This is a genomic window from Caproiciproducens lactatisolvens, from assembly GCF_052443335.1.
Taxonomy (GTDB): domain Bacteria; phylum Bacillota; class Clostridia; order Oscillospirales; family Acutalibacteraceae; genus Caproiciproducens.
In genome coordinates this window covers 2,315,651-2,339,180 of the sequence record NZ_CP195750.1, presented here as the reverse complement: position 1 = coordinate 2,339,180, position 23,530 = coordinate 2,315,651, and the positions used below count along the sequence as shown (strand labels likewise).

20 protein-coding genes and 1 pseudogene are annotated in these 23,530 nt (G+C 54.0%); 15 read left to right on the top strand and 6 right to left on the bottom strand.

The features are described from left to right. The first annotated feature begins 58 nt into the window (after positions 1 to 58). The 11 genes from ACRQV7_RS11400 (at position 59) to ACRQV7_RS11350 (ending at position 13,792) form a co-directional block, all read left to right on the top strand. Positions 59 to 1,198 (top strand): metallophosphoesterase family protein, encoded by a 1,140-nt coding sequence (locus ACRQV7_RS11400; protein WP_444658240.1) that lies wholly within the window; start codon positions 59 to 61, stop codon positions 1,196 to 1,198. Further along, positions 1,188 to 4,283: an AAA family ATPase gene (locus tag ACRQV7_RS11395; RefSeq protein ID WP_444658239.1), complete on the top strand. Its 3,096-nt coding sequence runs from the start codon at positions 1,188 to 1,190 to the stop codon at positions 4,281 to 4,283. The genes ACRQV7_RS11400 and ACRQV7_RS11395 overlap by 11 nt, the downstream gene beginning before the upstream one ends. A 252-nt stretch (positions 4,284 to 4,535) precedes the next feature. After that, the gene (locus tag ACRQV7_RS11390) at positions 4,536 to 7,091 is read left to right on the top strand and encodes a diguanylate cyclase domain-containing protein (RefSeq protein WP_444658238.1); all 2,556 of its coding nucleotides are present in this window, start codon (positions 4,536 to 4,538) and stop codon (positions 7,089 to 7,091) included. Between the two features lie 239 nt (positions 7,092 to 7,330). Then, on the top strand, positions 7,331 to 8,257 hold the full coding sequence (locus tag ACRQV7_RS11385) for an alpha/beta hydrolase (protein ID WP_444658237.1): 927 nt from the start codon (positions 7,331 to 7,333) through the stop codon (positions 8,255 to 8,257). Between the two features lie 97 nt (positions 8,258 to 8,354). Next, positions 8,355 to 9,116: a ParA family protein gene (locus ACRQV7_RS11380; protein ID WP_444658236.1), complete on the top strand. Its 762-nt coding sequence runs from the start codon at positions 8,355 to 8,357 to the stop codon at positions 9,114 to 9,116. A 6-nt stretch (positions 9,117 to 9,122) separates the two neighbouring features. Beyond that, complete coding sequence (locus tag ACRQV7_RS11375) at positions 9,123 to 9,587, top strand: late competence development ComFB family protein (RefSeq protein WP_444658235.1); 465 nt, start codon at positions 9,123 to 9,125, stop codon at positions 9,585 to 9,587. 27 nt (positions 9,588 to 9,614) lie between these two features. After that, positions 9,615 to 10,577, top strand: a complete 963-nt coding sequence (locus tag ACRQV7_RS11370) for a diacylglycerol/lipid kinase family protein (RefSeq protein WP_444658234.1) — start codon at positions 9,615 to 9,617, stop codon at positions 10,575 to 10,577. Then, entirely contained in the window at positions 10,574 to 11,350 is a 777-nt protein-coding gene (locus ACRQV7_RS11365) for a phosphatase PAP2 family protein (protein WP_444658233.1), read from the top strand. The genes ACRQV7_RS11370 and ACRQV7_RS11365 overlap by 4 nt, the downstream gene beginning before the upstream one ends. Before the next feature lie 94 nt (positions 11,351 to 11,444). Next, complete coding sequence (gene msrB, locus ACRQV7_RS11360; protein WP_444658232.1) at positions 11,445 to 12,461, top strand: peptide-methionine (R)-S-oxide reductase MsrB; 1,017 nt, start codon at positions 11,445 to 11,447, stop codon at positions 12,459 to 12,461. Between the two features lie 51 nt (positions 12,462 to 12,512). After that, positions 12,513 to 13,022, top strand: a complete 510-nt coding sequence (locus ACRQV7_RS11355; RefSeq protein ID WP_444658231.1) for a GNAT family N-acetyltransferase — start codon at positions 12,513 to 12,515, stop codon at positions 13,020 to 13,022. Between the two features lie 41 nt (positions 13,023 to 13,063). Next, entirely contained in the window at positions 13,064 to 13,792 is a 729-nt protein-coding gene (locus ACRQV7_RS11350) for an HAD family hydrolase (RefSeq protein ID WP_444658230.1), read from the top strand. 158 nt (positions 13,793 to 13,950) lie between these two features. Here the strand turns inward: ACRQV7_RS11350 and ilvD are convergent, their stop codons facing one another. The 3 genes from ilvD to ACRQV7_RS11335 form a co-directional block, all read right to left on the bottom strand. Next, a complete protein-coding gene (gene ilvD / locus ACRQV7_RS11345) occupies positions 13,951 to 15,606 on the bottom strand; it encodes a dihydroxy-acid dehydratase (RefSeq protein WP_444658229.1) in 1,656 nt (551 codons plus the stop codon). A gap of 135 nt (positions 15,607 to 15,741) precedes the next feature. Beyond that, a complete protein-coding gene (locus ACRQV7_RS11340) occupies positions 15,742 to 16,428 on the bottom strand; it encodes a FadR/GntR family transcriptional regulator (protein WP_444658228.1) in 687 nt (228 codons plus the stop codon). Between the two features lie 155 nt (positions 16,429 to 16,583). Further along, positions 16,584 to 17,186 carry a LexA family protein gene (locus ACRQV7_RS11335; RefSeq protein WP_444658227.1) on the bottom strand — a complete coding sequence of 201 codons (603 nt, stop codon included), beginning with the start codon at positions 17,184 to 17,186 and terminating at the stop codon, positions 16,584 to 16,586. Positions 17,187 to 17,344: 158 nt separating this feature from the next. Between ACRQV7_RS11335 and ACRQV7_RS11330 the strand changes: the two genes are divergently transcribed. The 4 genes and pseudogenes from ACRQV7_RS11330 (at position 17,345) to ACRQV7_RS11315 (ending at position 21,404) form a co-directional block, all read left to right on the top strand. After that, a complete protein-coding gene (locus ACRQV7_RS11330) occupies positions 17,345 to 17,563 on the top strand; it encodes a hypothetical protein (RefSeq protein ID WP_444658226.1) in 219 nt (72 codons plus the stop codon). 28 nt (positions 17,564 to 17,591) lie between these two features. Next, positions 17,592 to 19,355: pseudogene (locus tag ACRQV7_RS11325) on the top strand (methyl-accepting chemotaxis protein); the annotation flags it as partial. Positions 19,356 to 19,420: 65 nt separating this feature from the next. Next, positions 19,421 to 20,116: a TrmB family transcriptional regulator gene (locus ACRQV7_RS11320; RefSeq protein WP_275716500.1), complete on the top strand. Its 696-nt coding sequence runs from the start codon at positions 19,421 to 19,423 to the stop codon at positions 20,114 to 20,116. A gap of 7 nt (positions 20,117 to 20,123) precedes the next feature. Then, on the top strand, positions 20,124 to 21,404 hold the full coding sequence (locus ACRQV7_RS11315; protein ID WP_444658225.1) for a diaminopimelate decarboxylase: 1,281 nt from the start codon (positions 20,124 to 20,126) through the stop codon (positions 21,402 to 21,404). Positions 21,405 to 21,482: 78 nt separating this feature from the next. Here ACRQV7_RS11315 and ACRQV7_RS11310 read toward each other — a convergent pair whose 3' ends face one another. The 3 genes from ACRQV7_RS11310 to ACRQV7_RS11300 form a co-directional block, all read right to left on the bottom strand. After that, a complete protein-coding gene (locus tag ACRQV7_RS11310; RefSeq protein WP_275716504.1) occupies positions 21,483 to 21,857 on the bottom strand; it encodes a desulfoferrodoxin family protein in 375 nt (124 codons plus the stop codon). Between the two features lie 83 nt (positions 21,858 to 21,940). Further along, a complete protein-coding gene (locus tag ACRQV7_RS11305; RefSeq protein ID WP_444658224.1) occupies positions 21,941 to 22,756 on the bottom strand; it encodes a family 1 encapsulin nanocompartment shell protein in 816 nt (271 codons plus the stop codon). Positions 22,757 to 22,781: 25 nt separating this feature from the next. Beyond that, positions 22,782 to 23,150: a demethoxyubiquinone hydroxylase family protein gene (locus ACRQV7_RS11300; protein ID WP_275716508.1), complete on the bottom strand. Its 369-nt coding sequence runs from the start codon at positions 23,148 to 23,150 to the stop codon at positions 22,782 to 22,784. Between the last annotated feature and the right edge of the window lie 380 nt (positions 23,151 to 23,530).

The window sequence follows — 23,530 nt, the reverse complement described above, 5'->3', positions numbered from 1 at the left end:
CTGCTGATTTTGATATAATGGAAACAATGAAAAGAAGATTGTCCGGGGGCGTAAAGGAATGAATCAAATTAAAATACTGCACTGTGCCGACCTGCATCTCGGCGCGGAGCTTACCTCGCTGGGGAGCAAAGCGGGCCAGCGCAGGGAAGAAATGCTGATGACGTTTGACAGGATCGTCTCCCTCTGTAAAGAGGAAGGCGTGGAGCTGCTTCTGATCGCCGGGGATTTTTTTGAAAGCTCCGGTACGGACGCCGCGACGGTCCGTTCCGTAAAAAAAACACTGTCCGAAATTCCGGAAACGGCGGTTGCCGTTGCGCCGGGGAACCACGACTATCTTTCTCTGGATTCCCCGTACGCCGACCCGGACTGGCCGGCAAACGTACATATTTTTCAGTCCGGCTTCGACTGCTTTGAGCTGCCCGGCAAGGGCGTGCGCGTGTGGGGGGCGGGGTTTGCGGGAACCTATGTCACGGAACCCCTGCTGGGGGAAATCGGCGCGCCGCAGGACGGCCTGCTGAATATCTGCGTCCTGCACGGAGACCTGGTCGCCGAGAACCAGTCGAGCAATTACAACCCGATCACCCCTTCCCGGATCCGTTTCAGCGGCATGGATTACCTTGCGCTCGGCCATATTCATATGCGCACCGAAATCCTGCGCAGCGGAAGGACCGCTTACGCCTACTGCGGCTGCCCGGAGGGCAGGGGGTTCGACGAGCTGGGGGAAAAGGGCGTCTATATCGGCACCGTGAGCAGGGACAGGCTTGACCTCGCTTTCCGCCCTGTGTGCCGAAGGAAAAATTCAGAGGTCCGCGTCGATATCGGCGGGGTTTCGGCCAACAGCGAGGCGGCGGCCGTCGTCCTTCATACGCTGCAGCGGCAGTTTGGGGATACGTATGCGGACAATCTTTATAAAATCATTCTGGAGGGCGCGCTGGACGCTTCCTTTTCGCCGGACTGCGCCGCGATTGCGGCAAGGCTGGAAAGCGAGCTGTACTTTGTGAAGCTCCGGGATGAAACGCGTCTGCGGGCCGATCTGACCGCACTGTCCAAGGAAACCTCCTTAAAGGGGATTTTTGTCCGGCGCATGCTGGAAAAAATCGGCGCCGCGGCGGGCGAGGCGCAGAAGCAACAACTCCGGCGCGCGCTCGATATCGGTTTAAAAGCGTTTGACAGCGAGGTAAAGCTGAATGAAAATTAACAAAATTTACATTGGACACTTCGGCAAGCTGAGAGAGTATACACTCGATCTGACGGACGGCTTCCAAATCCTCTACGGAAATAACGAGGACGGCAAAAGCACCGTCATGGCGTTTATCAGAATGATGTTTTACGGTTCCGAGGGCAGGAGCGGCGACCTTTCCAAAAATATGCGGAAAAAATATCAGCCGTGGGACGGGGCCAAAATGTCGGGATTTCTCGAATTTGAGGACAACGGGACCGTCTATCGGCTGGAAAGGCTGTTCGGCGCGTCCAACGCGACGGATAAAATCAGCCTGTGGAATACGGCGACCGGGGAAAAAGAGAAGATCGCCAGCGGTACCGACCTGGGTCAGCGTTTTTTTGGAATCGGGGCCGCGGCGTTTGAGAAAAGCGTCTTTATCGGGCAGGCCGGGAGCATGGCCGGTGCGGACAGGGACGATGAAATCACCCAGAGGCTTTTAAACCTGGTCTCCACCGGGGATGAAAGCGTGTCGCAGAAACGGGTGGAAACCCGTCTGCAGGCCGCCATGAACGAGCTGAAATCCAAAAGCGGCAGAATCGGCGTGCTGGATAAAGGCTATCAGCAGCAGGAACGGCTTGCTCAGGAGCGGGCGGCGGCTCTGGCGGACGAGGAAGAAAAAAAGCGGATGGAGCGCCGGTACGCCGAGCTGAACAAGAAGAAAGAAGCTTTGGAAAAGGAATATCGGCATTCCGTAGCCCGGTCCGCTTTGCAGGAAAAGCTCGTCCGGCTTCAGAATCTGGACAAAATCGTCCAGAAGCAAAAGGAGCTCGACGCGCAGATCAAAGAATACGGGGAGAAATCCGGGCTCCTTACTTCGGGCGGCACTGCCTTTGACGAGGAATTCGTTCATAACGCAGAAGAAAAAATCACTCAGGTCCAGTCTCTTCAGCAGCTTCTGGAGGAGAGAAGCAGAAATGTCCGCGCCCTGGAACGGGAGGACCCGTCCCCCGGCGGGCCGGTTGAGGAAATTTCACCGGCGGTGCCGGAGGAAGTCAAAAAACGGGAGCAGGAGCGTGCGCAGCTGCAGCAGGACATTCTTGTCCTTCGGGAAGCCGTCCGCGCCGCCGCCGAAACGGAGAAAAAACGGTCGGCTCTGGCGGAAGCGGAAAAAGCGCTGCAGGAGCAGCTGCAGCAGAAGCAGGAGCGGGAAGACGCCTGCAAAGAGGCTGCTCTGGAGCTGGAGGAAGCGCGGCGGTCCTGCCAAACCTGCCGGGAGGATCTTGACCGGAAAAAGAAAGAGCTTGCGCTCGCCGGACAGCGCAGGGAAAGCGCAAATACCGCGTATCAGGCCGCCGGGCAGCATTTGAAATCCGTACAGTCCCTTTCCGCGCAAAAGATGGAAACGGCGCAGGAGCGGCTGAAACAGGCCGGTACTCCCCGGCAGGTAATGGTCAACGAAAATGCCGGTCGTGAAATCAGGAAAGGGCTGCTGATCGGGGCGATTCTGATCGCCGCCGCATCGGTTGCACTGGGTGCCGCTCTGTCGCCCGTCTGCTTTGCCGGTCTGGCCCTCGCCGGAGTAACGGCGGTTTTCTCCTTTGGAAAGACTAAAATCAGGACCGTGGCCACGACGGTCGTGGACGAAGCCGAAGCCGCGGCGGCAAAAGCAAATCTGGAAAGCGTGCGTCTTGCCGCGAAACGTGAAACGGAAGCAGCAAAGCGGGCGGAAGAGGAAGCCGCGGGCGAATGGCAGGCGGCCTCGGCCGGAGAACAGCAGGTGCGGAAATCGGCCGCACAGGCGGAAGAGCTCTGCCGTATGGCGGGGGAGCAGATGTCCGCAGCGGAACGCAGGAACCGTGAGCTGGAGCTGAAACTCGGGTTTCTCGATGAAAAGCTCGCCGACCTTTCAAAGGATGTGCGGGAAAAACGCGCGGAGCTCCCGGCGGACGGCCCGGAACAGCGGACCGGTCTTCCCGCTCTGCGGGAGGAGCTGAACGCGAAAACGGCCCGGGAAGCGGCGCTTGCGGACGGGATACGGTCTCAGCTTCAATCGCTGGGGTGCCGGACGATGGAGGAGCTTCAGGACAAGCTGATGCGGTTCCGGAGCTTTCAGGCGCGGGCGGCCATGAGACGGGAAAATCTGGACAGGGCGAAAGAAGCCCTGACTCAGGCGCGGGAAAACCTTCGGGCGCAAACCGCCGCCCTCCTTTCCTTTATCAGCGCATACCGGCGGGTCTCCTCTTTTGAGGAAGCGGCGGGCGCCGTGCGGGAGCTGAAAAATCGGATGGAGGAGCTCCGTTCCATGCGGCAGAAAATCGAAAGCCAGTCGGAATCCCTAAAGGAGCAGGGACAGGGGAAGCCCGCCGAACAGCTTGAGCGGGAAGCCGGGGAAGCGCGGGAAGAGATTCTCAGCGCCTGCGCGGGGCGGATGCCGGAGCCTCTGGACGGTCCGGATGCGGAGAATCTTAAGCGCCTCAGCGCCGAATGCCTTGAGCGGCTTCAGCAAACAAGGGAAGAACTGATTCAGACGGGTTCCGAAATCAAAAACCGGTTCGCGGGGAAAAAGAATGTCAGCGAGCTGGAAGAAGAGGCGGAGGAACTGCAAAAAGAAATTGCGGAAAGGGAATCGGAGTATCAGTGCCTCAGCCTTGCAAAAGAAACGCTCACGGAGGCTTTCAATGAAATCCGCCGGAGCTTCGGCCCCCTTCTGAACGAAAAAACCGCCCGGATCTTCAGCAGCGTCACGGGCGGAAAATATCAGAATGTGATCGTTTCAAAGAATTTCGATATCAGCGTGCAGGACGCGGAAAACGCGGTTTCGCACGAATGGCAGTACCTGAGCAGCGGCACGATCGATCAGGCGTATTTCGCGCTCAGGCTGGCGGTCGCGGAGCTGCTTTCGGAAGAGGGCCCGAAGCTCCCGCTGCTGCTGGACGACGTTTTTCTGCAGTACGACGACGAACGGACGGGACAGGGCCTGAAATTCCTCGCCGATTATGCCGGAAACGGCGGCGGCGCCCAGATCATCCTCTTCACCTGCCATCAAAATATTGCGGAACTGGCCCGCCGGGAAGGCCTTTTCGCCGTGACGAAAAAGATCGGCCAAACCGTATCCGCGTGATATTTTTAAAAAAACCGGTATGCCGTTTTTTAATGAGAATTGGAAATAAATGGTTTCTTTTATATCCGTTTTATGATATTATAAATATAAGTATGGAATTATCTTTAGTAATCCTGCCGGGCACTGGTGGAAATTTCGTCGTCTTGGAGGAGTATTTCAGTGAAAAGAAGAATCAATACGCCCATAACAGCAATTTTAATAATCGCTATTTTTGTTGGGTTTATGATTCTGTCTTTCAGCAGATATTCTTTTTTGCTAAACAGAACTTTTGAAGAAGAAGTGCAGGAAAATCTGCTGTCCGATACCCAACAGAATGCCAAAATGGTCAATATGGAACTGAATAACGCGATTTCCTCCATGGAACTGGCCGCTCAGGCAATCGGCGCGGAAAATGCCGCGCTGGACAAGACCTCTGTGAAGGATCTGCTGGTTGATCTGAAGAAAGCGGACCAGTCGGCTGCGGTCGGGGTGGGGCTGCCTGACGGAACCTGCTGCCTTGCCGGGGGACAGACCATCCAAATCGGCGACCGCCCTTATTTTCAGCAGGCACTGAACGGCAAAACGACCGTTTCGACGGTATCCCGGTCAAGGACGGACGGCGCCCGCGGCATCGTCGTGACCGTGCCCGTCCGGCACGGGGAAAAAATTACCGGTACCGTCAGCTCCGTTATCCCCGAAAAATCGTTCAGCCGCCTGCTGAACGCGGAGAGCTCCGGGGAAAAGGGAGAATGCTGGCTTGCCCGGGGGGACGGAACGGTGATCGTCTCGCCGGATTCGCGGCAGACGGAGGAGAATATTTTTACGGATACGCTTCTGGCGCTGGAGGATCCGTCCTCTCTCAGCCAGATCAAGTCGGCCATGAAAAACGGGCGGCAGGGGAGTTCCCACTATTACTCCAATATGGGGGAGTATTATGTTTCCTATACGCCGGTCGGCTTGGAGGATTGGTATGTGATCGGCACGGTTTCCATCAACGCCGTTACGTCGAAATCCAACAAAATTCTGACCTATACCGTCTCGTTGGTGGTCAAGCTTACCATTGGGCTGATCCTGTTTGCGGCTTATGTCATTCTGTCGGAAAGAAAGAACAGGGAGCGGCTCCGCAGGAAGAACGACGAGCTGAAAAGCACCAAGGTGGAGCTGGAAACCTTCATTGCCAACCTGCCGGGCGGCGCGTTCCGCTTCAGCGCCGACGAAAAGGCGGAGTTCCAGTTTGTGAGCAACGGGCTTCTGAAAATGCTGGGATATACCCTGGACCAGTTCCTCAGCGCCTATGACCGTTCCTTCTACAACATGATTTATGAAGAAGACCGTATGCAGACCATCAGCAGCATTCACCATCAGATTTCCAGAGAGAATTTCGCGGAGGTAAAATACCGGATCGTCACGGCGGACGGAAATATCCGCTGGCTGCTCAACCGGGCCAAAATTGTGACGCATGAGAACGGATACCGGGAATTTTACGCCGTCGTTGTGGATATTACCGAGTCAAAGCAGGCGCATAAAAAAGCGAATGAGATCATGACGCAGCTGCAGACGCTGGCAAACAGCATCCCCGGCGGCGTGGCGCAGTACCTGTACGACGGGGGGCTGAAGCTGGTCTACGCGAGCGACGGGTTCTATAAGCTGTGTGGCTATACCAAGGAGGAATACGTGCAGCTTCCGGGCGAAGAAGGAATCCGCAATGTGCACGCCGAAGACGCCCAGCTTGTGTCGATTCTGCTGAAAAGGCAGATTGAGGAAAACAGGCCCGTTACCGCGGAATTCCGCATGGTGAGGAAAGACGGCGGCGTCATCTGGGTCTCTCTAAGCGGAACGCACACCGTCAACCAGAACAATCAGGTGATTTACCAGTGTGTTTACACGGATATCACCTCGCTGAAGCAGACGCAGGAAGAGCTGGAAGTGGAAAGGGAGCGTTACCAGATCGCGGAGAACCTTTCCGACGACATCATGTTCGAATACGATATCATAACCGACCGGATGGATTTTTCGCCGCTTTTCACCGCTCTGACCGGGCAGTATCCGCACATCCAGAATTTCATGAAGGATATTCTGGATAACCAGAGTATTTGCAAGGAAGACCTGCCGCAGTTCCGGACGCTGCTGAAGGAGTTCCGGCTGGGCAATACGGAGTATGAAATCGAGTTCCGTTTCATTACCAAAACAGGCCAGCCTGTCTGGCACCGCGTGAAAGCGAAAATCATGTACGACTCCTACGGCAAGCCGAGCAAAGCGGTTGGCAAGGCGTATAATATCGACAGCCAGAAAAAGGAAATGCAAAGGCTGATGGACAAGTCGCAGCGTGACGCGCTGACAAATCTTTACAATAAGACCGCCACGCAGTCCCAGATCGAGGATCATCTGTCGAATGCGGATACACCGGGAATCCACGCGCTGATGATGATCGATATCGACAATTTTAAATCCATCAACGACCAGTTCGGCCACATGGCCGGGGACAAGGTGATCTGCGACATTTCCGCGAAGCTCCAGAAGCTGTTCCGTACTTCCGATGTGGTCGGGCGTATCGGCGGGGACGAATTTCTCGTGTTTCTGCGCGATATCTCCACCGACGACCTGATTGCGGAAAAGGCGGAGGCGATGTGCGACATCTTCCGCAATACCCATGCGGACGGCCATATGGAATACAGCATCTCCGGCAGCATCGGCATCGCCATGTATCCTGCTGACGGAACAACGTATCAGGAGCTTTATCCCAAAGCGGACAGCGCGCTTTACAAGGCGAAAAAGCAGGGCAAGGACTGTTTTGCTTTTTATTCCGATCCATCGGACTGTGGAAAATAAAGAATGACGGCCGCGCGGCATGGAATACGAAAATTCCATGCCGCTTTTTTGTTTCCGGATGTCAATAAAATGCAGCCGGGCTGTCAATACTATAGCGATCGCATTTCAGTTTGCAAGACAAAACGCGTTCCTCCCCCGCCGAAGGCGGGGGAGGAACACAACCTTGTTGCAGGAGCAACTGGAAATGCTGTCAATACGATTGCGGCGGAAAATTACGAATGATCGGAAGGCGAAGGACAATGGCGGTAAAAAGGCTGATGCGCGTTGCATTAAGAGCGCTTTCCTATACGGATATCGGAGAAAAGGAAAGCGACCGGCTTCACCGAGCGGTCATTCGTATCAGAGGATTTCATCTTGGAAAGCTGCCTTATCAGACGTGGGATCATGTCGTGTCCTATGAAAACCATGATATCCCCGTACGGATATTTGCTCCCGGCGAAAACCGGCTTGATTCCCTGCTGATTTTCTTCCACGGGAGCGGCTGGGTCACCGGAACCATTGACGGCTACAACCGGATCTGCGCGAATATGGCCAATATGACCGGCAGCACCGTGGTGTCGGTCGATTACCGGCTTGCGCCGGAATACCGTTTCCCGGCCGCACCGGAGGACTGCTACCGTGTGGTGCGGGAGATTTTTCTGCACACGGAGCTGTTAAAGATCCCCGCCGAAAAAATCACGGTGGCCGGGGACAGCGCCGGGGGAAACCTTGCGGCGGCCGTATCCCTGATGGCGCGCGACAGGGGCGAGTTCCTGCCCGAGCGCCAGATCCTGATCTACCCCTCCACTTACTTTGACCATACGACAAAGTCGCCCTACGCTTCCGTGCGCGACAACGGGAGCAAATATCTGCTGACCTCAAAAAGTATTTGCGATTATATGAAGCTGTATCAGGCCAGCGACGAGGATCTGCAAAACCCCTATTTCGCGCCGCTGGCCTCCAAGGATTTCAGCCGCCAGCCGAAAACGCTGATTATTACGGCGGAATACGACCCGCTTCGGGACGAGGCGGAGGATTACGGGCAGCGCCTGAAGGAAGCGGGCAATGAAGTGGAGGTCCGCCGCATCCCCGGTGCGCTGCACGGTTTTTTTTCGCTTCCGCCGGTTTTTCGCCAGGTCCGCGAGTGCTATCGCCTGATCAACGATTTTTTGAACCGGGAAGGGTGAAGGAAAAGCCCTATAGGATTGAAAATATTGTAAAATTATACTATGATGGTAGAGATAATTGTTTCGTTGCAGACTTTCATACAAAGGGGACATGAAAATGAGCAGGATTATTTCCATTTCCAATCAGAAGGGCGGGGTAGGCAAAACGACTACCGTCTGCAGTCTGGCGGCGGGATTAAAGAGAAAGGGTTTTCGTGTTCTGATGATCGATCTTGACCCGCAGGGAAACCTTGGCTTCAGCGTAGGCGCTGAAACCGAAACCTGCGCCACTATTTATGAGGTGCTGAAGGGCGACGTGAAAACGCAGTATGCCATTCAGAAATCGGACACGGCCGACATCATTATATCCAGTATTTTGCTCAGCGGGATCGAGCTTGAATTTACCAATACCGGACGCGAGTTTCTGCTGAAAGAGGCGCTGAAACCGATCCTCGGCCTCTACGACTATATCCTTCTGGACACGCCGCCCGCGCTCGGCATCCTGACCATCAACGCGTTTACCGCATCGGATACGATTGTGGTTCCGATGCTTTCGGATATTTTCAGCCTGCAGGGGATTGCAAAGCTGTATGAAGCCGTTGAGCGGGTCAAAAAATACTGCAATCCCTCTCTGACCATCTCGGGCATCCTTCTGACAAAATTCAATCCCCGTACCCTCCTGAGCAGGGAAATCCGGGGTACGGCGGAATTGATCGCACAGGATTTGAACATTCCGCTGTTCGATTCCTACATACGCAGCAGTGTCGTCATCAGCGAGGCACAGTCCATCCAGCAGAACATTCTGGATTACTCGCCGAAAAACAATATTGCGAAAGATTACCTCAAATTTACGGATGAGCTGCTGGAGAAGGAGGAATAATGACTGATGGTAAGGACGAAGAAAGATATCGATAAAGATTTGATGTATAAAATGCTGATGCCCTCCGGTTCCAGAACGGCGAAGGCTTCGCAGGATGCGGAAAGCCCGGGCGGCCTCAGCGATGAGCAGAATACGCGCGCCGCGCTGGAAGAACCGCTGAACCAGCACAAAACCATTATGCGCCGCGAAGTGGGCGTCGCGTTTATGGATACCCAGCCGACCATCCTTGTCAATACAATGGAAAGCGTCGTGCTGGAAAAGCTGGAATCGGCGCTTGCGCGTTTCCAGTGCTGCAAATGCGACCGGTGCAAAAAGGACATTGTCGCGATGGCGCTGAACAAGCTTCCCCCGAAATATATGGTTTTGCAGGAGGGCCAGCCCACGCCGGACATCGATCCCCAGACCAACGCACAGGTGGTCACGGCGGTCATCCAGGCGATTCTGGCGGTCCGCGCGCATCCCAGGCATTAAGGAAAGAAAGGGCTTTGCGGGATCAAGATGGAAAAAGAAACGTATTTTACGGATAAACGGCGCAGGCGCGTCAAGCTTATTTTCAACCCGGCCTCCGGTTCTTCAAACGCTTCCCCGGTTCAGCTGATGGATATCATCAGCATGCTGCAGCAGTGGAAGTATGTGCCGGAGGTGTATTTGACGGAACCGGACAGCGATTTTGCGCAGATGGTCAAAGACACGATGGCGCAGGGCGTCAACATGTTTGTCGTCTGCGGCGGCGACGGCACCGTTTCCGCCGTTGCCAGAGAAATGAAGGGGCTGCCCGCGACGCTGGGCATTATCCCCACGGGCACCCAGAATAATGTGGCGCTCAGCCTGAACATCCCGCGGGATATTCTGTCCGCCATCGCCGTTTTGCGCACAGGGGAACGCACCAAGATCGATATGGGGCTCCTCGACTGCGCAGCAGGACGCACCTTTTTTCTGGAAATCTGTTCGGCGGGCCTGCTGTCTTCGATTTTTTCGGCGGGAGACGATATCCAGCACGGACATCTGGAACGGGTAGGCGATTTCCTCTCCACCCTCGTGTCGCTGACGCCCTCCAAAATCAAAATTCTGCTGGACGGAAAGCGGGAGATCGTCAGGATGGGTCATCTGGTCCTCGTCGCCAATATGCCGTATGTAGGACGGCATTACCAGGTGGGAGAAACGGCAGCTTTCCGGGACGGACTGCTGGACATCCTGATTTTTTCCAATTTATCCAAGCTGAAGCTGCTGGGCCGCGCGTTCAAGGGGGCAAAACTCGGTAAGCCGGAGGATTCCGGTATTGAGCATTTCCATGCCCGTACGGTGGACATGGAAGCCACCCCTTCCATGCAGCTGATGGCGGACGGCATTACGCTGGGGGAAGGGCCGGTTCATATTGAGCTGCAGCGCCGGACACTGGCGGTGATGACGAAAGCGCCGGAGCCGAAAAAAACAAAAAGATCAATTGGGGACGGGAAATGAAACTGATCGATCATTTGAGAAAGAACAAATGGGTGCAGCAGTGTGAACGGCTGATCGGCAGGATTCGTCATCTCCGGCCGGTCTTTTGGGTACCCGTTCTTGTTGTCGCGCTGTCCTTCTATGTCATTTTTGTCCCCCATACCTTCTGGAAAAATGTGTGGATTACCATCAGGGGGAACACGCCGCTGATCTGCATGCTCTTTGTGTTCTGTCTGCTGCTGCTTTCTCTGGTGTGGTCAACGGGGCAGAGCATAGACGCCTATGTGTTCGCCCTTTTCAACCGGCACGGCGCCCGCCCGCGCTGGCTGGACCGGACAATGCTCCTTCTTACCGAGCTGGGGAACGGAATTGTCACGCTGATCATCGCGCTTGTCCTCTATTTTGCCGTCAATGCCCACCTTGCGTATGAATTCGTTCTGGGTACGCTGACCCTGTGGCTGGTTGTGGAACTGATGAAAGCCGTCATCCGGCGGCCCAGGCCGTTTATCTATCTTGAGGATGTCCGCGTGGTGGGCATCCGGGCGCGGGGGAAGTCCTTTCCCAGCGGGCATACCAGTCAGGCGTTTTACATGGCGACGATGCTTCTGCAGTATTTTCAGGGTAACTTTGCGGCGGCGCTTGTGCTTTACGTGCTTGCCTCGCTGGTCGGCGCTACGCGCATGTATATGGGGATGCATTACCCGCGCGACGTGCTGGCGGGCGCCATCCTGGGCACCTTCTGGGGATTCATCGGCGTGCTCGTCAACGCGGTGATCTTCCGGCTCGTCAGCTGAATTCCCGTCGGGAAAAAGATAAAATCCTTGCCAAATCGGTTGATACTATCTATAATAGAAGAAATTTAATCCTAACAGCGAAAGGAAGGTTCCTATGCAGAAATATGGCGTACAGTCCGGCCTGCCGGCCAACCCGAATGCCGGAACGGATTACAGCAACAGAAAATTTAAGGAAATCTGGCTTGCGGGCGGATGTTTCTGGGGGGTACAGGCCTATTTTGCCCGCATCTACGGCGTGGCGAAAACGGATGTCGGCTACGCGAACGGCAGGACGGCGAATCCTTCCTACCATGACCTGAAGGTCACCGGGCACGCGGAAACGGTCCATATTCTCTATGATCCGGAGAAGACCGGCCTGCCGACGCTGCTGAATTTCTATTTTAAAATCATCGACCCTGTCAGCGTCAACCGTCAGGGAAACGATATCGGCACCCAGTACCGCACGGGAATCTATTATCGGGATGAGGCGGATCTTCCGGTGATCCGGGACTCTGTCGCGAAGGAACAGAAAAAATACAACGCGCCGATCGCGGTTGAAGTCGGCCGGTTGGAAAATTACTATCCGGCGGAGGAGTACCATCAGGATTATCTGGAAAAGAATCCCGGTGGCTACTGCCATGTGGACTTTTCCTCCCTGCGGGAGCAGACCCCGCCCGCCGGGAAGGCTGCTTACCCAAAGCCGTCGCCGGAGAAGCTGAAGGCTTCCCTTACGGAAATGCAGTATCGCGTCACGCAGCAGAACGCCACCGAACCGCCGTTCGACAACGAATACTGGGACAACCGCAGAAAGGGCATTTATGTGGATGTCGTGACCGGAGAGCCCCTTTTCGTTTCCAGCGACCAGTTTGAATCGGGCTGCGGCTGGCCCAGCTTTACGAAACCCATCCGCGCCGGCGCCCTGACGGAGCACCGGGATACCGGCCATTCCATGGTGCGTACCGAGGTGCGCAGCCGTCACGGGGATTCCCACCTTGGCCATGTCTTTCCCGACGGCCCGAAGGAGCAGGGCGGCCTGCGTTACTGTATCAACAGCGCGTCCCTCTGCTTTATTCCGCTTCAGGAAATGGAAGAACAGGGATATGGGCAGTTTATAAAGCTGATAGAAGAATAACGCGTTTTCAGCCGCACAGAAAGCTGAAAATATAAAAGAGGAGGGATCGGTATGGAATTTGCCATTCGCCCGATTTGTTTGAAGGACGCGCCGGATATCAATGAAATCCGGCGCATGAGCGGAGTAATGGAAAACATTCTCGGCATTCCGTCCGAAACCGTATCGAACAATGAACGATTCATTTCCAATATGGACGGCAATGCCCATGAATTTGTCGCGGTCATAGCGGATGAAAGCGGAAAGGAAAAAGTCATCGGCTGCGCGGGCCTGAACGTTTACGCAAGCCCGCGCATGCGCCACTCGGCGGGAATCGGCATCATGGTGCACAAAGCGTATCAGGGAATGGGTGTGGGCCAAAAGCTGATGGAAGGCGTGCTCGACCTGGCGGACAACTGGCTGATGCTGGTCCGGGTGGAGCTTACGGTCTACACGGACAACGAGAAAGCCATCCGGCTTTATGAGAAGATGGGCTTTGTACGGGAGGGCGTCAAACGGAAGGCGGCGATCCGCCGGGGGCAGTACGCCGACGAGTACATAATGGCAAGGATCAGGAACGACTGAGTTGTGGTATTCTGATACGGACTCGGAAAGGAGGATTCATCATGAAAAGAATCGCAGCTTTTTTTGATATTGACGGGACCATCTCCCGGGAAGGTCTCATCAGCGAAATGTTCAAGAAAATGATTAAATACGAGCTGATCGACAACAGCAAATGGGACAACGAGGTCGAGCCCGCTTTTACCAGATGGGACAAACGCGTGGGCGATTACGATATTTACCTGCAAAAAATGGTGGATATCTACACGGAGACCGTCAAAAACACCAGCGCTTTTCACATTGCCTATATCGCGAAAAAGGTGATCGAGCAAAAGGGAGAGCGCGTATATACTTATTCGCGGGAACGGATCCGGTGGCATAAGAAGCAGGGCCATGTCGTCATCGCCATTTCCGGCTCGCCGATTGAGCTGGTCAGCGAGGTTTCCCGGATGTACGGCATGGACGATTACCGGGGAACCATTTATCAGGTCGGAAAGAACGGCACCTACAACGGGGAAATCATCCCGATGTGGGATTCCCAGAGCAAGCGCAAGGCGGTTCTGGAAATGGCGGAAAAGCACAATATCGATCTGTCCCTGAGCTATGCCTACGGCGACACCAACGGCGATTATTCCATGCTGCAGCTCGTCGGGAGCCCGGTTGCGGTCAATCCCACGCGCGAACTGCTTTCCCACATTGAGAACGACGATCAGCTGAAAGAAAAATTTACGGTGATTGTGGAGCGCAAGGACGTGACCTATCGCCTGAATATCAATACGCTGGACCTTGTTTAAAAAAGTCTGAAAATACAGGAACGGACGCACCCTTTCCCGCATATTCTGATAGCGGGGGGATTCCGGCCTGAAACAAAAAGCGGCCGTCAACGGATCAAATCCGTTGACGGCCGTAATCTTTTGGCCCCTTCCCGAGGGTCGAATTCTTGCCTCTTTCCTTATTTCAGTTCCAGAACGGCGCCCCTGTTTGCAGAGGTGACCAAAGCGGCGTATCTGGAAAGGCAGCCCTCCGTAATGCGGGGAGCTCTCGGCTTCCAGTTTTCCCTGCGCTTTTTCAGTTCTTCGTCGCTGACAACAAAATCGATGGTGTTCGCCATAATGTCGATTCTGATGATGTCGCCTTCCTCAACCAGCGCGATATTTCCGCCCACAGCGGCTTCCGGCGAAACGTGCCCGATCGCCGCGCCTCTGGTCGCGCCGCTGAAACGGCCGTCCGTAATCAGGGCGACGCTTCCGCCCAGACCGCTTCCCATAATGGCGGAGGTCGGATTCAGCATTTCCCTCATGCCCGGGCCGCCCTTGGGGCCTTCGTACCGGATGACGACGACGTCGCCCGCCACGATTTTCCCGGAGGTAATTGCCTCGATCGCATCCTCTTCACAGTCAAACACCCTGGCGGGGCCTTCGTGCTTCAGCATTTCGGGAGCGACCGCGGAGCGCTTGACCACGCAGGCGTCAGGGGCCAGATTGCCTTTCAGCACGGCGATTCCGCCGGTTTTGCTGTACGGATTTTCCACGGAGCGAATCACGCCGTAGTCCAGAACGGGGCAGTCCGCAATGTTTTCCCCGACTGTTTTGCCCGTGCAGGTCATCAGGTCGGTTTTGAGCAGACCGAGCTTGCTGATCTCATTCATCACGGCGTACACGCCGCCCGCAACGTTCAGATCCTCCATGTAGGTATGTCCCGCCGGGGCAAGATGGCAGAGGTTCGGCGTTTTGTCGCTGATCTCGTTCGCGATGTTCAGATCGATGGAGATGCCGCATTCGTGCGCGATGGCCGGCAGGTGCAGCATGCTGTTGGTGCTGCAGCCCAGCGCCATATCGATGGTGAGAGCGTTTTTGAACGCGTCCTCCGTCATGATGTCCCTGGGGCGGATGTTCTTTTTCAGCAGCTCCATAATCTGCATGCCCGCGTGCTTGGCAAGCTGAAGGCGCTGCGAGTAAACGGCGGGAACGGTCCCGTTTCCCCTTAACCCCATTCCGAGTGCCTCCGTCAGGCAGTTCATGCTGTTTGCCGTGTACATGCCGGAGCAGGAGCCGCAGGTGGGGCAGACCTTGTTTTCAAATTCCAGCAGCTTCTCTTTTGTGATTTTCCCGGCGCGGTACGCTCCGGAAGCTTCCGAAACGCTGGAAAAGCTGGTTTTCTGCCCGTCCACCAGTCCGGCGAGCATCGGCCCGCCGCTGACAAAGATCGTGGGTATGTTGAGACGCGCCGCCGCCATCAGCAGGCCGGGCACGTTCTTGTCGCAGTTCGGCACCATTACCAGCGCGTCAAAGGCGTGTGCAAGAGCCATCGCCTCGGTCGAGTCGGCGATCAGCTCCCTTGTAATCAGTGAATACTTCATTCCGCGGTGCCCCATGGCGAGGCCGTCGCAGACCGCAATGGCCGGGAACACGATCGGGGTTCCCCCCGCTATGGAAACGCCCGTTTTGACGGCTTCCACGATTTTGTCCAGATTCATATGCCCCGGAACGATCTCATTCTGCGAGCTGACGATTCCGATGATCGGACGCTCCAATTCTTCATTGGTGAAACCCAGCGCGTGAAACAGCGCGCGCTGCGGTACGCTTTTGGTTACCGCATCACTGTTCATTTTACAAGCACCTCACTCTTTGATTGACAGCAGCGGGCTGAAGCAGGGTGGTTCCGGCCGCCGCAGTTGTATAATTTATTATATATTGTATGATGTCTTATGTCAATTGATAAAAAATACTATTTATCCCGCTTTTTATTCTTCCGTGATGCCGAACCCGCGCATCGCGTGGATAATGTGCAGTTCCATGGCGGTCTTTGCGCCCAATGCGTCCCGCTTCGACAGAAATTCCATAATCATGCGGTGATCGTTCAGCGTGTTCCGCACGATCTCTTCTCTGGCGTTGGACAAAATCACGCCCTTGCCGATGGCCTGATACAGGATGGGCATCAGGCGGTTCATAAATTCGTTGTGGGTCGCCTTTGCGATGGACTTGTGAAAGGCCTGTTCTATCTCCGTCCGGTCCTGCTTCTTTAAAATCAGGTCCTCCTCCAGCCTGCCGTAGTGCAGAATGCGCTCCAACTCCTTGTCAGAAGCCCTCCTGGCGGCAAGGTAGGCGGACTGGGGCTCGAAAATCAGGCGCATTTCATACAGGTCCTTTACATCCATCGGGAAAGCGGAAAGCGTGTTCAGGCCGATTTCCCGGTCCATGGCCTGATTGTCTTTGACATAGGTGCCCTTTCCGCGGCGGATTTCCAGTAGGTTGTGCGCCACCAAAATACGAATCGCTTCCCGCAGGGTGGTCCGGCTGACCTTTAAGTCGGCGGACAGCTCGTTTTCATTGGGCAGCTTGTCTCCGGCCGAATATTTTTTATCAATGGTGATCCTTGCGACAATATCGTCCGCGATATTTTCCGCAAGGCTTTTTTCTTTTGTCTTCATTGCCGATTCCTCCGCGTTCCTGATGTTCTCAGCATGATTATACTCCAAAAGACATCCTATTTCAATAAGGATGTCTGATGTCTGTAAGAACGGCAATAAAATACCGCACCGGCTGCGGGCCAATGCGGCGTTACTATATGATTTTTCCGCATTCCCTAACACTTTCCTCTTAATTGTACCGCCTTGCCAAGAATGACGACCGGCAGCCTGGTTAGATCTTCCGTTGAAAAGGAGACCAGTTCATATTTGGGGTTATAGGGAATCAGGGTGATCCCGCTTTCATATTTCGCTATTTTTTTAATGGTCGCTTCGTCCCCTCTGATGGAAACAACCGCAATGTCCCCGGTTTCCACCGCGGAGCGAATCTGTACAATCACGGTGTCGCCGTCCTGAATGCGCGGCTCCATACTGTCCCCATGCATCTTGATTGCGAAAAAATCCCCCTGTCTTGCCATTTCTTCGCTGATTTCCTCATATCCTACCACATCTTTCGCGGATTCGGCCGACCTCTCCGCGCGGAGGCCCCGGAGCACGGGTATTTTTTTGGAGGTGCCGGGCGGGTCGGGAACAGAGTCCTTTCCCAGCAGATAATCCGTGGTTACGCCGAAAAAAGCCGCCAGGTTCAGCAGGGTTTTGTTGTCGGGTTCGTACTTTCCGCTTTCGTATCCGGAGAGGGACGCCTGGCTGACATTGATGATTTTGGATAGCTCTTGCTGCTTCAATTTATTTTTCATTCTTAGTATTTTGATTCGATTCAATGAAGTCAACTCCTTTCATTATGAATTTTAATTGTGCCGTAAAAAAAGGTAAACTGTATATAAGTAAAACAAATATATTATGATCAATTAAAAAAATAATAAACAAAAATATAAATATAATTGATATTCAGGACGATAATTTAAAAAGAAGAAGTGGAATGGATCGAATCGAAAAAACAGACAAAAATGTGACCGGCGCCATAGATGGAGGAATGGCAGCCGGCTGCGTTTTGGAAAGGGGGAGAAACGAAAAACAGGTGGGGAGAACATTGCTGTGGAGGGAAAGCGTCCGGGAAGGAGAACCGGGCGGCAGCAGGAGTACGGGTACAGGACCCGGACAAAGCGGAATAGTAAAAAGAATCCAGCATGGAGAATGAGAAATGGAGAAAAATTATGAAAAATCTTAAAATCGCAAATAAGCTGATCCTGTCGTTTCTGGCGATATCCTTGATTACGGTCATTGTCGGCGCCGCCGGCATTTACAGTATGCGGCAAATGGAAGCTTCCAGTACAAAGCTCTATGAGCAGCAGACCGCGCCGCTGCCGGTTATGTCGGATATCCTTTTGAATCTCGACCGTTTAAGAGGACTGTCCAGAGATTATATATTGTACTATGACGATCAGGAAGAGCTAAAAACCATTGTCACAAATACCGAAAAATATAAAAAGCAATATGACGATGCGGTTGAACAGTATGAACCGACTATTTCGACGGCGGCTACGAAAGAGCTGTTTGCCCAGACGAAAACCATGTTTGACGAGGAATTCTGGCCGACCTTTGAAGCCATCGTTCAGGAAACCGAGCGGAAGAATATCGGCGAAGCCATGACCAACCTGAAAAAGCTGATGGAAATCAACATCAAGGTGACCGACAATTATACCCAGTGCATGCAGAATCGGGTCAGTAACGCAAAGGCGAACCACGATGCCAATCAGCAGCTCGGGGATACGATGATGCTCATGATGATTGTAATTATTCTTTTCGGAGTCTTCGTTTCCGGCGGCTGGGGCTTCTGGCTGGCCCGGAAGTTGAGCAGGCCGGTCAATGAAATGGCCGTCGCCGCCGAGAGCATCGCGCAGGGAAAGCTTGACGTGGATGTTACCTATTCCTCCAGAGATGAAATCGGTTCTCTTGCCCGGTCGCTGCAGTCGGCCGCCGGGACCCTTAAGCTGTATGTCGCGGATATTTCTGACAAGCTGGGACGTATGGCAAAGGGGGATATGACCGCGGATATTACACAGGAATATGCGGGGGATTTTGCTCCGATCAAACAGGCGCTGATGCAGATTTCTGACGAGCTGAACAATACTCTCGCAGCCATCGATACCTCCGCGGAACAGGTCAACAGCGGAGCGGCCCAGGTTTCCGACGGTTCTCAGGAGCTTGCGCAGGGCGCGACAGAGCAGGCAAGCTCCGTGGAAGAGCTGGCGGCCTCCGTTACCGAGGTTTCCGGAAAAGTCAGCGAGACGGCGGATAATGTCAGGGTAATGGCGGGTTACGTAAAAGATACCGTCGCGCAGGTAGAACAGGGCAACGAACAGATGCGGCAGATGCTCTCTTCCATGGAAGAAATCAGCAATACTTCCAGTGAGATCGGAAAAATTATCAAGGTGATCGACGACATTGCGTTCCAGACCAATATCCTTGCCCTGAACGCCGCCGTGGAAGCGGCAAGGGCCGGCAGCGCCGGAAAAGGGTTTGCCGTGGTGGCCGACGAGGTGCGGAATCTGGCAAGCAAGTCCGCCAACGCGGCCAAGCAGACCACCAGCCTGATCGAGGGTTCCATCCAGAGCGTGAAAAACGGAACCGCTATCGCCGGGCGTACGGCGAAAGAACTGAATGAGATCGCGGCCAAGGTGGGGCTTGTGGGAGAAACGATCGTCAAAATCGATATGGCCTCTTCCGATCAGGCCGCCGCGATCGAACAGATTACAACCGGCGTGGATCAGGTTTCCGCGGTCGTCCAGACGAATTCCGCCACGGCGGAGGAAAGCGCGGCGGCGAGCGAAGAACTGTCCGCACAGGCGGATATGCTCAGGAAGCTGGTCGGCGCTTTTCAGCTGAAAAAGAGAAAGTTCACGGTGATCGAAGGAGGCCCGGAAACCGGCGCGAAAGCTGAAAAAAATCTTTCAGACCTGACGGCGGAGGCGGCGGGCCAGAAATATTAATTGACAAATGATGATAAATATCGTATAGTGTTCCTATAGAGAAACACTATACAGGGGGCGGCACGATGGATCTGGTGGAACTGCTGGGATATTACAATCTTACACGGCAGGAATCGGCCCTGTATCTTCTGCTCTGCTCCGAAGGAAAACTGACGGGATATGAGGCCGCGAAAGCGTCCGGCATATCCCGTTCCAATACCTATACGGCGCTGGCCGGTCTGGTTGAAAAAGGCGCGGCCCTTGTGGAGGAAGACACGGCCACCCATTATCTTCCCGTTCCGGTCGAGGAATTCTGCAGCAACCGTATCCGGCGCATGCAGGAATACCGGGAGCTGCTGGTGGGGGCGGCGCCCAGGCGCAGGGAAGCCGGGGAGGGGTACATCACCGTCAAGGGCGAGACCAACATCATGGATAAAATGAAAAACATGATCGACGCGGCGAAAGAGCGTATTTACCTTGCCGTGTCCGAACAGACGCTTTCTTTGCTTCTGCCGCAGCTCTGTTCGGCTTTGCGCCGGGGGCTGAAGGTCGTCATCATCACCGACCCTCCGTTTGATCTGGAGGGCACGCTGGTGTACCACACGAAAACCGAGCGGCATCAGATTCGCCTGATTGCCGATTCCAAAAGCGTTTTGACCGGCGATATCGCCGCGGGTTCCGAGTCCACCTGCCTGTATTCTCAAAAGCGCAATCTGGTTGAGCTTTTCAAAGAGGCGCTGAAAAATGAAATCACATTGATTACCGTAACGAAAGGGAGCTGAAACTGTTTTGAAAAACACCTTCGTAAATAAGGAAGAACTTGAAAAGATCGCGGCCCGATTTCCGACTCCGTTTTATCTTTATGATGAAAAGGGGATCCGGGAAAACGTGCGCAGACTGCAGAAGGCTTTTGCGTGGAACAGCGGCTTCCGTGAGTATTTTGCGGTGAAGGCAACGCCCAACCCGGTCATTTTGAAAATCATGAAGGAAGAGGGCTGCGGGGTCGACTGTTCCTCGCTGACAGAACTGATGCTTTCCGACGCGGTGGGTTTTCACGGACAGAACATCATGTTTTCGTCCAACGAAACGCCGCCCGAGGAATTTGTACTGGCAAAAAAGCTTGGCGCTTTGATCAATCTTGACGATTTTACGCATATCGATTTTCTGAAATCCACGGCGGGCATTCCGGAAACCATCTGCTGCCGCTTCAATCCAGGCGGGACCTTTCAGATCAGCAACGCCATTATGGACACGCCGGGGGAAGCCAAATACGGCTTTACCCGCGAACAGCTGGAGCAGGGGTTTGTAAAGCTGAAGGAACTGGGGGCCAGGCGCTTCGGCATCCACGCTTTCCTCGCCAGCAATACGACGGACGACGGGTATTACCCGACGCTGGCCGGTATCCTGTTCCGTACGGCTGTCGACATCTACCGTAAAACGGGCGTTGCTGTTTCCTTTATCAATCTGTCCGGCGGCGTAGGAATTCCCTACCGTCCGGAACAAAAACCGGCCAATATCGCAAAGATCGGGGAAGGCGTCCGCAAAGCCTTTGAGGAGATCCTTGTTCCGGCGGGCCTGAAGGACGTGGCGATCTACACCGAGCTGGGACGCTTCATGCTTGGGCCGTACGGCTGTCTGGTGACGAAAGCGATCCACGAAAAACATATCTATAAGGAATATATCGGGGTGGACGCCTGCGCGGCCAACCTTCTGCGCCCCGCCATGTACGGCGCATACCACCATATTACGGTGATGGGGAAGGAAAACGCCCCCTGCGACCACAAATACGACATTGTCGGAAGCCTGTGTGAGAATAACGACAAATTTGCCATTGACCGTATGTTTCCGAAAATAGATATGGGGGACCTTCTAATGATCCATGACGCCGGCGCGCACGGCCATGCCATGGGCTACAACTACAACGGCAGGCTGCGTTCCGCGGAAGTGCTGCTGAAAGAGGACGGGTCGGCGCAGCTCATCCGCCGCGCGGAAACCCCGGCCGATTATTTCGCGACCCTTGATTTCTTGGGGCTGTTTCCGGAAAACGGCGGCCACGGGAAAGAAGATTGATAATACCCTGCCAAAATGGGATGATATAACAAAAATGGCTTTGCGGAAAACCCGCAAAGCCATTTTTCATCTGATCAATTAGAATTCAGCTTTCCAAAGGCCGTGAAGATTGCAGTACTCGTAAACCGTGCCGGATTCGGCGTCGTTGAACTCCGCCTTCGGGTCCATGCCGGGCTTCAGGTAGGCGATTTCCAGCCTGTCGCCGGACTCCAGCGCAATCCATTCAATATGATGCTCCGGGAGCATGGGGTGAATGGTGGAACCGATCTGAACTTTGATTTTTCCGTCTTCCCTTGTAATAAACGGAACGTGCTTTTCGGTCGCGGCGTCGGTGGTGTTTGCTTCCAGCTTCGTCATGTTCTGGCCGCAGCAGGTGAGTGTGCCGCCGCCGCTCCTGATCAGCGCTACCATATTGCCGCAAATCTCACAGCGGTAAAAAACAACTTTTGACATTTTTACAACCTCATTTCCATCATTTGATTATTATAAATAAAACAGCAAATAAAAGAGATACCGTGCGGTGGCAAAGCTTCGGGTCATTCAAAAACGACGATAGCCTGCCTGCGCTTGATGCGGAGCAGAACGGTCTCCAGAATACGGAAGCAGTGATTGAGGTCCCTTTGCTCCAGATAAGCGGCTGCAAGGTCCTGTCCGATCACCAGATCGATATTTCTCGGATCGGTGCAGACGAGCACCGCTTTGTCATTTCCCAATACAGGGCTGCTGACAACATTGCCGTTCAGCAGCTTTTTCACACGCTCAATTTCCAATAAACCCGTTCCGGGCTGAATCCGCTGCATCTGCAGATACAGGTCGGGACTGACCGCAAGCGCATAAGCGCCGTAAACGTTTTTAGAAGTCAGCAGCTGGATTGCCGCGGCGATATCGGTAAACGCGTTTTCTCCCTCGGACCAGTCTTTCTTTTCAATCCGGTTTGTTCCCGCTGCGGTAAGAAGCCCTTCATAGCCCAGTCCTTCGGCCCCGAAGAAAATCAGCCGGTCCTCTTTCAGGGCGCAGGCCTCGGCGGAAGCCATAACGGCGGATAAATCCACCGGATAACCGGATTTGCGGCTGCTTTCCAGATCTTTTGCCAAAAGGGTGGCGTCGTCGTAAACGGTGGGGATTTCCACATGCTTTCTGCCGGCGGTGACCGTCAGTCCGTCTTTGGTGATTTCCCCGATTTTGTCCGCGTCGTCAATCGCGATGCTGTCCGCTCCGATGCCGAGAGGCCCGAAAATATGTAAGAATCTTCTGCCCGCCAGAATACGGCGCGCCGATTCCACTACGGCAGCGTCAATTTGTTTCCAAAGCTCCTGCGGTACCGGGGAACCTTCTCTTGAAAGATAATCCATATGATCAGCTCCTTTACAGATTTATTTATTCGTTCAGCAGGCTGCCGACCGTCTGTCCGGGGGCGTCGGCAGCGGGCTCTGCGGACGGTTCGGAAATTCCCAGCCCCTCCAGCATCTCTCTTACTTCCGCTTCACCGGAGGCGAACAGCTCCGCTTCTTTCGGGTCCAGCTGCCGAAGCAGCGTCATCAATTCACCGATATGGGCCTTTTCTTCATCGCGGATATCGCTGATGACCGTTTTGGCCAGTTCATTGTCCGTGGCCTGAACATGGGCGTCATAAAGATAGATGGCTTCCAGTTCCCCCGCAATGTCCAGACGGATGGCCTGAACAAGTTCCTCATGTGTTAATTTCCTTTCAACGTTTGCCTGAAAAGGATTTGCAAAAGCCGGCATTTTTCTCAACCTCCTGTTATGATTGTTTTTTTGACAGATTCGACGGAATCAAATTTGTTTTCTGTAAATATCTGTCAAAATGCCTTTCTTATATTATAGCAATATTTTTACAAACAGCAAAGAGATTTTCAAAATATTTTATATTCTCTTTACAGTTCTGCAATGGTTGTATAGCGTTTTTCCGACCGCTTAAAAACGCATTTGCGGCTGCTGCAAATAATACATCTCCGCGCAAAACCATACGCCTGATTTTCAGTCGAGTGACAGTTGGCTTGGAAACAGCAGGCACAGAAACTGAAATTCGGGACAATTTTAATAAATTCCAAACAAAATTTTATATCATTCCTCTTTTAATTATGCTATTATCTAAAGATAATCTT

Coding starts and splice junctions, on each gene's coding strand:
- ACRQV7_RS11400 (WP_444658240.1), top strand. CDS start 59: ATGAATCAAATTAAAATACTGCACTGTGCCGACCTGCATCTCGGCGCG.
- ACRQV7_RS11395 (WP_444658239.1), top strand. CDS start 1,188: ATGAAAATTAACAAAATTTACATTGGACACTTCGGCAAGCTGAGAGAG.
- ACRQV7_RS11385 (WP_444658237.1), top strand. CDS start 7,331: ATGGCGGTAAAAAGGCTGATGCGCGTTGCATTAAGAGCGCTTTCCTAT.
- ACRQV7_RS11380 (WP_444658236.1), top strand. CDS start 8,355: ATGAGCAGGATTATTTCCATTTCCAATCAGAAGGGCGGGGTAGGCAAA.
- ACRQV7_RS11375 (WP_444658235.1), top strand. CDS start 9,123: ATGGTAAGGACGAAGAAAGATATCGATAAAGATTTGATGTATAAAATG.
- ACRQV7_RS11370 (WP_444658234.1), top strand. CDS start 9,615: ATGGAAAAAGAAACGTATTTTACGGATAAACGGCGCAGGCGCGTCAAG.
- ACRQV7_RS11365 (WP_444658233.1), top strand. CDS start 10,574: ATGAAACTGATCGATCATTTGAGAAAGAACAAATGGGTGCAGCAGTGT.
- msrB (WP_444658232.1), top strand. CDS start 11,445: ATGCAGAAATATGGCGTACAGTCCGGCCTGCCGGCCAACCCGAATGCC.
- ACRQV7_RS11355 (WP_444658231.1), top strand. CDS start 12,513: ATGGAATTTGCCATTCGCCCGATTTGTTTGAAGGACGCGCCGGATATC.
- ACRQV7_RS11350 (WP_444658230.1), top strand. CDS start 13,064: ATGAAAAGAATCGCAGCTTTTTTTGATATTGACGGGACCATCTCCCGG.
- ilvD (WP_444658229.1), bottom strand. CDS start 15,606: ATGAACAGTGATGCGGTAACCAAAAGCGTACCGCAGCGCGCGCTGTTT.
- ACRQV7_RS11340 (WP_444658228.1), bottom strand. CDS start 16,428: ATGAAGACAAAAGAAAAAAGCCTTGCGGAAAATATCGCGGACGATATT.
- ACRQV7_RS11330 (WP_444658226.1), top strand. CDS start 17,345: ATGGATCGAATCGAAAAAACAGACAAAAATGTGACCGGCGCCATAGAT.
- ACRQV7_RS11320 (WP_275716500.1), top strand. CDS start 19,421: ATGGATCTGGTGGAACTGCTGGGATATTACAATCTTACACGGCAGGAA.
- ACRQV7_RS11310 (WP_275716504.1), bottom strand. CDS start 21,857: ATGTCAAAAGTTGTTTTTTACCGCTGTGAGATTTGCGGCAATATGGTA.
- ACRQV7_RS11305 (WP_444658224.1), bottom strand. CDS start 22,756: ATGGATTATCTTTCAAGAGAAGGTTCCCCGGTACCGCAGGAGCTTTGG.
- ACRQV7_RS11300 (WP_275716508.1), bottom strand. CDS start 23,150: ATGCCGGCTTTTGCAAATCCTTTTCAGGCAAACGTTGAAAGGAAATTA.